Annotated in this window: 8 protein-coding genes; 1 reads left to right on the top strand and 7 read right to left on the bottom strand. The window is 45.2% G+C overall.

Going from position 1 to position 13,169, the window contains the following annotated elements:
* Positions 1 to 52 precede the first annotated feature (52 nt).
* The 7 genes from AC5JP1_RS04730 to AC5JP1_RS04700 form a co-directional block, all read right to left on the bottom strand.
* On the bottom strand, positions 53 to 229 hold the full coding sequence (locus tag AC5JP1_RS04730; protein ID WP_347162118.1) for a hypothetical protein: 177 nt from the start codon (positions 227 to 229) through the stop codon (positions 53 to 55).
* A 136-nt stretch (positions 230 to 365) separates the two neighbouring features.
* On the bottom strand, positions 366 to 2,642 hold the full coding sequence (gene nrdA, locus AC5JP1_RS04725; RefSeq protein WP_493843339.1) for a class 1a ribonucleoside-diphosphate reductase subunit alpha: 2,277 nt from the start codon (positions 2,640 to 2,642) through the stop codon (positions 366 to 368).
* Between the two features lie 502 nt (positions 2,643 to 3,144).
* Positions 3,145 to 3,528, bottom strand: a complete 384-nt coding sequence (locus AC5JP1_RS04720) for a YbeD family protein (protein ID WP_493843338.1) — start codon at positions 3,526 to 3,528, stop codon at positions 3,145 to 3,147.
* A gap of 426 nt (positions 3,529 to 3,954) precedes the next feature.
* A complete protein-coding gene (locus AC5JP1_RS04715; RefSeq protein WP_493843337.1) occupies positions 3,955 to 4,914 on the bottom strand; it encodes a bestrophin family protein in 960 nt (319 codons plus the stop codon).
* Between the two features lie 220 nt (positions 4,915 to 5,134).
* Positions 5,135 to 7,057, bottom strand: coding sequence for an RNA polymerase sigma factor RpoD (gene rpoD / locus AC5JP1_RS04710; protein WP_493843336.1), 1,923 nt, complete (start codon positions 7,055 to 7,057; stop codon positions 5,135 to 5,137).
* A 529-nt stretch (positions 7,058 to 7,586) separates the two neighbouring features.
* Positions 7,587 to 9,797 (bottom strand): DNA primase, encoded by a 2,211-nt coding sequence (locus AC5JP1_RS04705; protein ID WP_493843335.1) that lies wholly within the window; start codon positions 9,795 to 9,797, stop codon positions 7,587 to 7,589.
* 138 nt (positions 9,798 to 9,935) lie between these two features.
* The gene (locus AC5JP1_RS04700; protein ID WP_493843334.1) at positions 9,936 to 11,144 is read right to left on the bottom strand and encodes an outer membrane protein assembly factor BamD; all 1,209 of its coding nucleotides are present in this window, start codon (positions 11,142 to 11,144) and stop codon (positions 9,936 to 9,938) included.
* 826 nt (positions 11,145 to 11,970) lie between these two features.
* Here AC5JP1_RS04700 and AC5JP1_RS04695 point away from each other — a divergent pair.
* Positions 11,971 to 13,086: an RluA family pseudouridine synthase gene (locus tag AC5JP1_RS04695; RefSeq protein ID WP_493844434.1), complete on the top strand. Its 1,116-nt coding sequence runs from the start codon at positions 11,971 to 11,973 to the stop codon at positions 13,084 to 13,086.
* The last annotated feature ends 83 nt before the right edge of the window (positions 13,087 to 13,169 follow it).

The raw sequence follows: 13,169 nt of genomic DNA, 5'->3' as shown, positions 1-13,169 counted from the left end.
TGGCGTATTCAGTATCTCCGATGGCATTGGTGATTTATCATCAATGCCATTTTTATCTTCTACTATCTACCTCCTGTGCGACTCCTTTGTAACTACCTTTCATACCACTCATAAATTGACCTGTAGTAGCGTCTCTCTTAAGCGAATGCTTAGGGTTACTAGGATGCTTCATTTGAGTTCGAGCTGTTACCGAACCTTTGCGAGTACTACGGCCTGTATTCTTAGCCATAATTAATTTACCTCTTTATTGGTTAGTTTTAGGGATTTTATGCTATCTATATTGCTGTTTTACCTCCTTTGGCTAAATAAAAATAAAATATCTATCCAGCTCTCTTAATTGAATGAGAGAGCTGGATAGTCGAACCTTAAATCTTACATGCACCGCCAGCACAATCATCTTCCATATCCGCTTGGGCATCGTTCGCACCATCACGAGTGTTATGGTAGTACAACGTTTTTACACCCATCTTATAAGCGTTTAGCAAGTCTTTTAGCAATATCTTCATCGGTACACGGCCACCAGCATAACGAACTGGATCGTAGTTGGTATTGGCAGAGATACTTTGATCGACGAATTTTTGCATGATAGCGACCAGCTTTAGGTAGCCGTCATTGTTTGGCATTTGCCATAGTAGCTCGTACTGATCTTTTAGCTTATCAATCTCAGGCACGACTTGCTTTAGGATACCGTCTTTTGACGCTTTGATAGAGACCAGACCGCGTGGTGGCTCGATACCGTTGGTCGCGTTGGCGATCTGACTTGAGGTCTCAGACGGCATCAAGGCGGTTAGGGTAGAGTTGCGTAGACCGTGCTCAGTGATCTCGCCGCGTAGCGTTTCCCAATCTAGATGTAGCGGCTCTTGGCAGATTTTGTCCAAGTCGGCTTTGTACGTATCAATCGGCAAGATACCTTGCGAATACGTGGTCTCATTGAACGCAGGGCACGCGCCTTGCTCTTTTGCCAATTTGTTTGATGCTTTCAAGAGATAGAATTGCAATGCTTCAAACGTCTGATGGGTCAGACCAAGCGCGCTGTCGTCAGAGTAGCGTGCGCCATTCTTAGCCAAGTAGTAAGCGTAGTTAATCACGCCCACACCAAGCGTGCGACGACGCATGCTGCCGTTTTGAGCGGCTTTTACTGGATAGTCTTGATAATCGAGCAGGGCATCAAGTGCACGGACGATTAGCTCAGCTGGCTCTTCGATATCGCTGACGTTGTCGACTTTACCCAAGTTGACCGCTGATAGTGTACAAAGGGCGATTTCGCCTTCTTCGTCATTGATGTTATCAAGTGGCTTGGTTGGTAGGGCGATTTCCATACATAGGTTTGACTGGCGAATTGGCGCAACCGTCGCGTCAAATGGGCTATGCGTGTTGCAATGATCGACGTTTTGGATATAGATACGACCCGTACTGGCGCGCTCTTGCATCATTAGGCTGAACAAATCTGCTGCTGGGATTTGACGGCTACGTACGTTAGGATCATTTTCGTACTTGGTATATAGCTCTTCGAATTTGTCTTGATCTTCAAAGAATGCATCGTACAAGCCTGGCGTGTCGCCTGGTGAGAATAGCGAGATGTCTTGGCCTTTGATTAGGCGCGTGTACATTGTCTTGTTTAACTGTACGCCGTAATCCATATGACGGACACGGTTGTCTTCGACGCCGCGGTTGTTTTTTAGTACCAGTAATGACTCAACTTCTAAATGCCATAGTGGGTAGAACAACGTCGCTGCACCACCACGTACGCCGCCTTGTGAGCAGCATTTCACAGCCGTTTGGAACAGTTTGTAGAACGGGATACAGCCAGTATGCTGCGCTTCACCGCCACGGATAGGGCTACCAAGGGCGCGGATACGACCTGCGTTGATGCCGATGCCAGCACGCTGTGACACATAGCGTACGATGGCGCTAGTGGTGGCGTTGATAGAGTCTAGGCTATCACCACATTCGATCAGTACGCACGAGCTAAACTGGCGCGATGGCGTACGTACACCTGACATGATAGGTGTCGGTAGGGAAATTTTGAATTCTGAGGTCGCATCATAGAAGCGTTTGACGAAATCAAGACGATCTGACTTGTCGTATTGGCTAAACAGACACATACCGACGAGCATGTATAAGAACTGCGGGCTCTCATAAACCGTCTTGCTCACGCGATCCTGTACCAGATATTTACCAGCCATTTGCTCAACAGCCGCATAAGCAAGATTCATATCACGCCAGTGGTCGAGGTATTCTTCTAACTCATCAAATTCAGCACGGCTATAGTCCGCTAGAATATGTTGGTCGTATTTGCCAGCGTCTGTTAGCGTTTTGACATGGTCATACAGATGCGGCGGCGTGAATCGGTTGTAAGCAATCTTACGTAGATGGAAGATAGCCAAACGCGCAGCTAGATATTGATAGTCAGGCGTGGTCTCAGAGATGAGGTCGGCAGCAGACTTGATGATGGTTTCGTGAATGTCACGCGTCTTGATACCTTCATAAAACTGGATGTGCGACTTTAGCTCAACTTGTGATACCGACACATTGTCCAAGCCATCTGCGGCCCATGCGATCACCTTGTGAATTTTGTCTAAATCAATAGGCTCTAAACGTCCATCACGTTTGGTTACTTGGATTTTATCAATATGTGTCATGCTAGCCTCTATTGTGATTGCTTATAGTGATGCTACGCGCCGAGTGGGCGGCAGACATTCTTTATAACGCTATTATGCGGGGTTGTGATAGGTCGTTTTTTGGACAAAAGACTGCCACTACTCATAGTGATGGTTAAAATCACTGAGTACTACATATAGCGTGTTTGTTAATTGGTAGGCACAATATAGCGGGAAAATTTTGAAAATGCTATATTGATTTTAGAATAAAACTATGTTGCTACAAGGTTGTAGGCGGTCCAAATTTTGGCAAAGGACGATGGGATAAGGGTTAGACGCGAATGCGGTCAATAATAAATTTTTTGTAAAAATATCGTGACGTTTCGCTTTTCATTCTCTCGGTTATTGTTGACTGAAAAGGGCAGTCATGACGACAATAATGCGGGCGCAGATTGTACATCAAACCACAAAAAATCGCCACCCGTATCTTATTACTAGCGAGTGACGACTTGGACTAAAAAGGCGTTAAAGTTTTCTAAGCTGTCTACAGCACAATACGAACCGTTTTTGCATTATCAAGTGACGCATAAAGCGCGTTGACTTGCTCAGCAGCCGTTAGGTATAGATTGACCCGTGCTGAGTGAAAACGACCTGTCTTTGATGGCTTAACTTCGATAGACGCCAGATCAAAATCAGGGAACTGACTACCCAAGATGAGCTTTATCTCATTGAGTAAGCTTTCATGCTCGCCTTCATGACCGATGATACTGAGCGGGTAGTTCATTGGAAAATCCCAAAGCTCTGGATTTTGGATATCCGTTTTTTTGCCTTTTAGGACGCCTTTATTTGGCGTCAGATCAGTGACTTTCACTGATGGCTGATTGCTGGTTGGGTTATTTGAATTGTTGTCGTTTGAATCATCACTCATGATATGAGCCTCGCTTGTATAGGGAAATAAGAAAAAGTCAATCAGTAACTAGTAGTAAGTAACTAATAATGAAAAAATCACCGCTATAGACATCCAGTGAGTCAGACATCTGCTTGAGTCATGCCAAAATCATAACGCAAAAATCTGAGACAGGCTCAGTATGGTCGTAAATGGCATTTGAATCAGTCAAGCTATAGTCGATTCAATTTAAAAGTAGTACAAGGCAACCGAGTGTAGATTTAACTGTGATACTTCAAGCGAGGTCAACGCTGTCTACTTTTATAGTGGAATAGCTATATTAGGTAGAAAATATATGCACTGTTTATAGTGGTCTATCGGCAATTATTCAAGTGAAGTCTGTATTTAGTCTGTTTTGAAGCTAGGTAATAAGCCAAATGGCTTTTTATCAATAGCTATTGATAAAAACTATTGCAAATAGCCGTTGATGGGAGTGATATCAGGCGGGATATCCGTCTCTCCCAATGCCTCTCGTAGATTGATCTCGATAGTGCGTGACAAGGCAGTCAAAGGTAGCTGGTTCGCGGCAAAGCCAAAAGGCTCTTCTAACTCTTCACTCAGCGCGTCCAGACCAAAAAAGGTATAAGCAATCACCGCGCAAATCAATGGCGTTGCCCAACCGAGTGAGGCTACCAGACCAAAGGGCAACATAATGCAATACAGGTAGGTCGTGCGATGTACCAGCAGCATATAAGCAAATGGCAGTGGGGTGTTGTGAATACGCTCACAAGCTGCCAGTACAATCGTCATCGAGGTCAGGCGCTCGTCCATGTTCTGTATGACTTGCTCCGATACCAGTCCCTGACGCCGAATATCGCTAAGCTGCTTACCCATCAGGCGCATTATATAGTCAGGGGCGTTTTTCGCTTGGTGCATATGGTCATGATGCGTCGATGCGACAAAAGGCTCGATATCCTCCCATGGTTCAGTACCACGCAATCGATGACGTACAGCATGGGCAAAAGCAATGGTCAGATATATCATCGTTCGCTGAGTATCGCGTGCAGTCTCGTTGCTATCCTTACCATCCTCTATGGCAGTCGTATTGTCCTCATCTATAAAGGACAGCACTTGGCGGGCTAAGCTACGAGAATCATAGACCAGCTGACCCCATAGCGTCCGCGCTTCCCACCAACGCTGATAGCTAGCATTGTTCCGAAACCCAAGGAACAACGATAGTGCAATACCTATCAAGGTAAAGGTCGCCGTACCATAATAAGGGAACGAGTTAGGATACCAGTGCTGGATAACCGTTATCAGCGTGCTAAGTAGAGTAGTCAGTAAAATCTGCGGATAGATCTTGGGAACAATAGAGCCACGCAGGGTAAAAAATATTTTGAGTGCGTTTGGGGTTTGGCGGACAATCATATCGGCGTCCTAGCGGTGGGTTTTGTGGTCACACTAACAGCATTAGCATTAGCATTAGCATTAGCATTAGCATTAGCATTAACATCAATATTGACTTCAATAGCCACAGGTCAGCCTAGAACGTAGCAACCTGTGTGAGCAGTTAATAACGCTGTAGTTGATTCGTTAAACACAAAAAAGCCGAGATAAACTCGGCTTTTTTGTGTCGCTGGCTTGAGTATTAGTCGTTCTCTAAGAACGAACGCAGATGCTCAGAGCGCGATGGATGACGCAGTTTACGTAGTGCTTTTGCCTCAATCTGACGAATACGCTCACGCGTGACGTCGAACTGCTTACCGACTTCTTCTAACGTATGATCCGTTGGCATATCGATACCGAAACGCATCTTGAGCACGCGCGCTTCACGTTCAGTTAAGTTGCCGAGTACATCACGAGTGGCTTCTTGTAGTCCAGCAGACGTCGCATCGTCGACAGGGCTTGAGATCGTACCATCTTCGATGAAGTCACCTAGGTGTGAATCTTCATCATCACCGATAGGCGTCTCCATAGAAATAGGCTCTTTAGCGATCTTGAGCACCTTACGGACTTTGACTTCGTCCATCTCTAGACGTTCACCTAATTCCTCAGGCGTTGGCTCGCGTCCCATTTCCTGTAGCAGCTGACGTGAGACACGATTGATCTTATTGATGGTCTCAATCATATGTACCGGAATACGAATGGTACGCGCTTGGTCAGCAATAGAACGGGTGATTGCCTGACGAATCCACCACGTGGCATAGGTTGAGAACTTATAACCACGGCGATATTCAAACTTATCAACGGCTTTCATCAGACCGATATTACCTTCTTGGATCAGATCCAAGAACTGTAGACCACGGTTGGTGTATTTTTTCGCAATAGAGATAACCAGACGTAGGTTGGCTTCGACCATCTCTTTCTTAGCACGGCGAGCTTTTGCTTCACCAACTGCCATACGGCGTGCCACGTCTTTCATATCGTGGATTTTCATATCGAGCTGCTGCTCGTAGTCACGGATACGACGTTGTAGTAAGATGACGTCATCAGTGACTTTTTCTAGCGTACCAGCAAATGCAGGCTTACCTTTGATACGCTCAATGAGCCAATCAACATTGGTTTCATTGCTTGGGAAAGTCTTGCGGAACTCTTCGCGCGGCATACGACCACGGCGAATTACCAGACGCATGATCTGACGCTCTTGCTTACGCACATCGTCATAGACATCATGCATAATTGCCATGACTTGATCTGATAGGCGGTTGTTTAGCTTTAGCATCATAAAGCGTTCAGCAAGTAGGGCATACGCAGTATCTGCCTGTACGCTACCACGACCATAATCTAGCAAGGCTTGCTTGGCTTTGATGAATAGATGCTCGATCTCTTCTAGACGTAGACGTACTTCTTCTGGATCAAGACCGCTGGTTTCTTCTTCAGCTTCTTCTTCAACGTCGTCTTCATCTTCGTCTTCATCATCAAGGGCTTCGGCTTTGGCATTGACCTTGGCTTTGATAACTGGTGGGTTTTCTTTTTCTTCTTTGATGCGCTCACGCTCTTCTTTCGCCGCTTCTTTTGCTTCTTGAGCAGCGATTTTGTCTTCTTCGGTTTCAGGGTCTAAAAAACCAGTGATGACATCAGACAGCTTTTTTTCGCCGTCTTGTACTTTTTGATATTCATCAAGGACGAACTGTACGGTACCCGGCCAGTAAGACATAGCGTGCTGTACGTCACGAATACCTTCTTCGATACGTTTAGCAATAGAGATCTCGCCCTCACGGGTCAGTAGATCAACGGTACCCATCTCACGCATATACATACGGACAGGGTCAGTGGTACGGCCAGGCTCGGTCTCAACAGAGGCAAGTACCGCTGCTGCTTCATCTGCTGCCATGTCATCGTCACTTGAATCATCATTCATCAAGATGTCATCGGCATCAGGAGCAGACTCAAAGATTTTGATACCAACATCGGTTAGCATCTGCACAATATCTTCGATCTGATCGCTTTCGGTAATAGAGTCGGGCAGCTGGTCATTCACCTCAGCGTAGGTAAGATACCCTTGCTCTTTGCCCATTTGGATTAAGGTGGCCAGTTGAGATGTGGACTTAGAAACTGACTTATCGTTCATAAATACTCGCTTACTTGCATCGGACATTTTTATATTGTGACGCGCTATCGCTCGCTCTTTGCGTTGATCTTATCAGTCGATTGATCAAAATATGGCGTAGAGGTTGTCAATAATATCAAAAATGAGTTGATATGAATAAAGGCTCAAAACACTACAATAACAATGCTAAAAAAATAACTATGCTAAAAAACAGCTAAAAAACTTCAATATGGTGCTTAAAAGAATATAGTACTCAAAATACAGTACTTAAAAATAGTATCTAAAAGCGGATACGTAAAAATAATACCTAAAATTTGTGCTTAACGATGCATGCTCGCAGTCATTCACCAAGCAGTGCTGTCAATATACAGCGACACAGTTTAACACAGACCGCAGCTCTCAAGCACGAGCTAGTGATAGCTACTGACCATTTTTACTGATTATTTATTATCAGTTGAATGATATAGGAGCTGCTCATGCTACTGGGCATAATCATTAGTAGTGGGGGCAGTGGATAAACTTTTAAAGGGTCGACATTTGAAATTAAGCATTAAGACTGGACAGTGACCATCTGTGATGAGCGTTCGGCATGTTGCGCGCGCAGCCAATTACTCAAGTGCTGGGCTTGCATGCGTACGATTGCTTGTTTGATATGATCAGGGTTTTTTATCAGCTCTTGCATTTTTTTCTTTATATTACGTTCAAGTAGTGAGCTTACGAGCTCTTGTATTAAGTCATCAAGACTGAGGACGTTCCTTGCTGTTAATGCTCTATAAAACCCGCCCCAGCTACCGCTCAATGTTACTTGATTGGTATGATCAAGGTTGGATAATACAAAGTGTGCCGCCGCATTGGCGTCTGTCGGTAAGTGCGTGATACAACGCTTGATGGTCGTGACGACATTCAATAGCGCAGCATCTTGCAAGTCTTCCCATGCGATAGCGCGCAATGCATCGCTCGCGGCCTTTTTTTGTATGTGGGCTGGCAGTTTTAGTCTTGTAAGACCAGACTGTTGCCATATTGACTCAATAGGATCATCGACTAACGCGCGCGGCTGAAACAAAAAACAAAGCTGCAGTTGCTGACTGATGGTCATGTCACCATCAAAATCTAACAATGCATCTTTGGCCTCGACATTTTGACTACGCTTGCCGCCCAGCTTTTGATACACATCATTGTTGAGCAAATAGCGAAAGCTACTGCCTTTAGGTAAGGCGGTGGTCAACGAGCGTACTTGCGACATGAGTTTGGCTTTGCCTTCAGCCAGACTCATGTCATAGCGCTCACTCAAGTATGCAAAAATATACTGTGATAGCGGCATGGCATTAGCGATTTGCTCACGCATGGCATCGCTGCCCTGACTTTTAATAAACGTGTCAGGATCATGATTGTTGGGCAGGGTCAAAAACCGTAGCTCTTTGTCATCGGCCAATACAGGCAGTGCAACTTCAAGCGTACGCCAAGCCGCTTTTTGTCCGGCACTATCGCCATCAAAGCTCAAGGTCAAGGTTGGGTTTAGAGTCAATAAACGTGATATCTGGCTTTCGTTGATGGCCGTACCCATTGACGCAATAGCGCCATAGATACCGGCTTGGTACAGTGCAATCACATCCATATAGCCTTCGACCACCAGCCAGTCGTTGGCACGCTGCTGACGCGACTCGTAATAGCCATAGAGTACGTGCTGCTTGTGAAAGACAGGCGAGTCTGAGGAATTGATATATTTGGGCTTAACTTCATCGTCAAGCGCTCGACCACCAAAACCGATGGTACGACCTTGATTATCACGAATAGGGAAAATCACCCGATCGCGTAGCAGATCATAGTCGCGGCCAGATTCTGACTGGCGCACTAGCCCCAAGGCTTTGAGTCCTTCGATATCTTGTGGAAACTGATGCTCAAGATGTTGCCACCCAAATGGCGCGTAACCTAAACCAAAAGTCTCAAAAGTCTCTTCAGTGAGTCCGCGAGACAAAAAGTACTGCTTGGCATGGGGGTGAGTGGTTAGGTTATGCTGATAAAATTGTTGAATTTGCTCTAGCAGCTCGTATAAATTGCCATCTTGGTCAGTCGTCTCAATACTAGCTATGCCTGCATCGGTGTCCGTCAGCCATGCTGGCGGGTAGCCATCATCCTGTGAATAATCGGACGGATATGAGTCCGCTGCGTATGGCACTGAATCGTAAGCATCTATCGGCGGGAAATTATCGTAGCCCTGAGCATCTGGATAACTGGGCTGATCCATGTAGCTTTGGTCGCGGTTATCTGCATGGCTCTGATCTGCGTGGCTCTGATCTGCATGACTAGGATCTGAATGGGCTTGCTTTATATTGCTCTTGCTTGAGTCGCTATCATTTGGATGGCTTTGATTGACAGCTTGATCTACGGCTACGCTAGAACGGTTTGGTTCCTGCGGCGGAGGCACAGGTTTGGGTGCGCGGCGCTGGTAGCTGACGTTTTTTTGTTCTTCTTTTGGTACCTCAATGCCCGTTTGTTTGGACAGCTCATTGACCGCCTCAATGAAGGTCAAGCTCTCATAATCACGCAAAAAACTGATGGCATTGCCACCAACACTACAGCCAAAACAGTGGTAGATGTTTTTTTGTGGATTGACATAAAATGAGGGTGATTTTTCACCATGAAAGGGGCAACAGCCTTTATATTCACTACCAGCACGTTTGAGCGTGGTATGTCGACCAATAATGCTGATCAGGTCAGCTTGGCTATTTAATTGTTCAAGAATATGGTTAGGGATGCTCATACAAAAAACAGTTTACCATAGGTCAATTATATTGGGGCAGAGCGAATAGCATACCACTAGAAAAATAAGGCCAACATGGTGTTGGCCTTATTATTAATCATACAGATGGTGTCGACTTAACCCAGTCACTGAATGGGATTATTCGTCGTCCATATCTGATGGGGTCAGTAGTATGCTATTGCTACTATCATCTAGGGTGGTGCGGCGTGTTGGGTTGATGTTTTGTGGATCAACGTTGGCTTCTCTCGCCGTAGAGCCAGTGCTTGATTGACTGGTCACGCGTTCAGCCGATGCTTCTGGCAGACCTAGACCCACATTGATGCCGTTGTTGCCTGAGGCCATCGCAGTATTGGCAGCGGTTGCACGAGCAGCGCTTACACCATTATCGCTTGGTAGTCTGAGCTGATTGGCATTGCGAATCATCTGAGTTTTAGTCGCGCCGTTATATTCGCCAGTTGCCACTGAGTTGTCAGTTGTGTTTGAGCGACCAAGCTTACCAAAAGTCACTTTGTTGAGCCAAGAGCGATCACGTTTGGTACTTAGCTTCACACTGCCGTTGCTGGTCAACATGTCTGGATAGTTGATTTGCAAGAGAGTTTTGTACTCGTCTGCTAAATCTGTTAGACCAAGCTTGTCGTGGCTATAGGCTAAGACGGCTAGGGCATCTGGAATCGATTCGCTAAGCGGGTAGTACTGGAACACCCATTTGGCACGGTTGACAGCTGCCACATAAGCTTCACGCTCGATATACCAGTTGGCTGCGCTCATCTCGCTTTGAGCAAATTGATTGTAGATGAAGGTCATACGCTGAGCGGCATCTGGTGCGTAAGGGCTGTTTGGATACTTGTTGATAAGTTCTTGGAAGTTGGCAAAAGCAATACGCAAATACGCAGTATCACGCTCTGCTTGGTTGAGTTTAAATAGCTTTAAGCTCTCAGATGAGCCTTCCATATTGGCAACGCCGCGTACATAGTAAGCATAGCTGACTTGCGGGTTAGACGGATATAGACGGATGAATTGCTCAGCACTTGCCGCTGCCATCTCGTATTTATCAGCCTCATACTGTGCGTACATCATGTCGAGCAATGCTTGCTCAGCATATTGTCCAGTTGGATAAAAAGTACGCAAATTGGTCAATTCTTCAATACCTTGGAGATAACGACCTTTATCGATTTGAGCAACGGCATCGCTATAGTAACCTTGCTCTGATTTTTCTGCAGTTTCTACCGCATCGACGTCTTTGGCACCCGTTAGGTTTTTAAAAGTTTGGCAACCCACTAGATTGACGCTAAGCGCAAGTAAGGTTATTGAGGACAGCTTGATAAACGTATTGCCAACAGCTTGCATACTTCTTCTCCGACACAAGACGCATAATAGCAGCAGCGCTATCATGCTATATAAAAGGTTAGTGATAAAAACAATTCACGAATAATAAGGTTTTTATCGAATGCAGTTTTTGTTATGACGTGTTTTACTCATAGAACTGATTAAGCTATGAAAAATTTATAAATGTTCAGCCGCGCATGCGTGTTTTATCACAGTCAAACGATATAGAGAGCAAACGTTGTTGATAAAATACAACGGCACTCAAATACGGCATATCAACAGGGCATTCAAATACAAAGCATTCAAATATAGTGCAATAGCATACAGCAAAACATGGCTACACTTTATAGAATAACGTCAGCTTCGTCTATTTTTTCGCCACAGGTATTTTACAAGCAGTTTAACATGAGCGGCTATCACGAGCGATATCGAATATCACTGGCTGGAACAAATATACAGTAAATTACAGCAATGTTATGTTCCAGAGAGCTAAGGGGTAAATGTTAAACGCTCAAAATCGATAGATACCAGCCACTTTTATAGGGCTTGGGCGCGTGACATGGTACACTATGGCGATATTGTTTCCGATTTTTTGAGTCCTGATTACTTTTGTATGTCAGCTAAAGGTCAAAAAACGCCAACGTTTTATAATTTTTTTATTACTTTTTTTAAGGCTGCCTTATCATTATCTGTTAAGGGTCTTAATATGTATAAATTCGCTATGAACAATAACGCCATGACTACCCATTTATCACAGAATCAATCGTCAAAGACTGATTCATCAGCACAAGAGCCACCAATGCCAAATAACGTTTTAAATAATGAAGAGCTACCTGATAATCAGACAATGATTGATGAAGCACATGATGAAATACTGGATAACGACGATATGCTCATCGACGATTATGGTGTTGAAGAGCATGGCATTGATGATGGCGATGCAGATGATATAGATGATAGCGACGATGATGAAGCGCCAGTAGCAGGTCAAGCGGTGCCAGTAGTCGTAGATATGACACACATCGTCACAGAAGAAGAGTCTGGTTTGCGCATTGATAAAGTCGCCTCGCAAGTATTTTCAGACTTTTCGCGTGTGCAGTTACAAGGCTGGATAACTGACGGCAGTTTGCTATATAACGGCAAAGTGCAAAAGCCAAAGGTCCGTGTAAAAGCAGATGATGTGCTACATCTATCAACGACGCTGCAGCAGCATAGCGAAGATCAGCCAGAAGATATTGATATCAATGTGGTCTACGAAGATGATGAGGTACTGGTGATCGATAAGCCTGTCGGCATGGTGGTCCATCCTGGGGCAGGCAATCAAACTGGCACTTTAGTCAATGCCTTGCTATACCATTATCCGCAGCAGCACCATCTACCGCGTGCTGGTCTGGTACACCGTATTGACAAGGACACCTCTGGGCTGCTGCTTATTGGTAAGACCAAACCTGCTCAAATGGCACTCATGGAGCAGCTAAAAGACAAGTCTGTTTATCGTCACTATAAGTGTGTGGTAGCAGGTGACCAAGCAAGTTTGCTGCGTCATCGCCGTATTGATGCACCGATTGGACGCCATCGTACGCAGCGTACCAAAATGACAGTTATGACAGCAGGCCGTGAAGCGGTGACTCATTTGCTGAAAGTGACGCCCCTTAATGACAACTACTGCCTGCTAGATGTGGGGCTTGAGACGGGTCGTACCCATCAGATTCGTGTGCATTTGAGTCATGTGACTTATCCGCTAGTAGGGGACCGTGTTTATGGTGGTCGTCGTCAATTGCGTGCAGGGTTGTCAGAAGCACAGCGCCAAGCCATTAATAATTTCCCGCGCCAAGCACTGCATGCTTATACTTTGGGTTTTGTTCATCCAGCGACTGGTGAAGATATCGAAGTCACTACGCCACTACCAGAAGACATGCAAAAACTAATAGCCGTATTAAGCGATGGTTATGATGAAGAGTAAAACCTGCTGAAACAAAGCTACGGAAACAATGCTGCGGTTGAGTCATTGCTATACACAGGTATGATACCTATCTAGTCTACGGC

Source organism: Psychrobacter sp. H29, assembly GCF_059073055.1.
Note: the sequence above shows the minus strand (reverse complement) of the source record. Positions and strands in the feature narration are given on the sequence as shown.

What these genes read in the sequence shown, in the direction of transcription:
- AC5JP1_RS04730 (WP_347162118.1), bottom strand. Translation starts at nt 229, where the DNA reads ATGGCTAAGAATACAGGCCGTAGTACTCGCAAAGGTTCGGTAACAGCT.
- nrdA (WP_493843339.1), bottom strand. Translation starts at nt 2,642, where the DNA reads ATGACACATATTGATAAAATCCAAGTAACCAAACGTGATGGACGTTTA.
- AC5JP1_RS04720 (WP_493843338.1), bottom strand. Translation starts at nt 3,528, where the DNA reads ATGAGTGATGATTCAAACGACAACAATTCAAATAACCCAACCAGCAAT.
- AC5JP1_RS04715 (WP_493843337.1), bottom strand. Translation starts at nt 4,914, where the DNA reads ATGATTGTCCGCCAAACCCCAAACGCACTCAAAATATTTTTTACCCTG.
- rpoD (WP_493843336.1), bottom strand. Translation starts at nt 7,057, where the DNA reads ATGAACGATAAGTCAGTTTCTAAGTCCACATCTCAACTGGCCACCTTA.
- AC5JP1_RS04705 (WP_493843335.1), bottom strand. Translation starts at nt 9,797, where the DNA reads ATGAGCATCCCTAACCATATTCTTGAACAATTAAATAGCCAAGCTGAC.
- AC5JP1_RS04700 (WP_493843334.1), bottom strand. Translation starts at nt 11,144, where the DNA reads ATGCAAGCTGTTGGCAATACGTTTATCAAGCTGTCCTCAATAACCTTA.
- AC5JP1_RS04695 (WP_493844434.1), top strand. Translation starts at nt 11,971, where the DNA reads ATGATTGATGAAGCACATGATGAAATACTGGATAACGACGATATGCTC.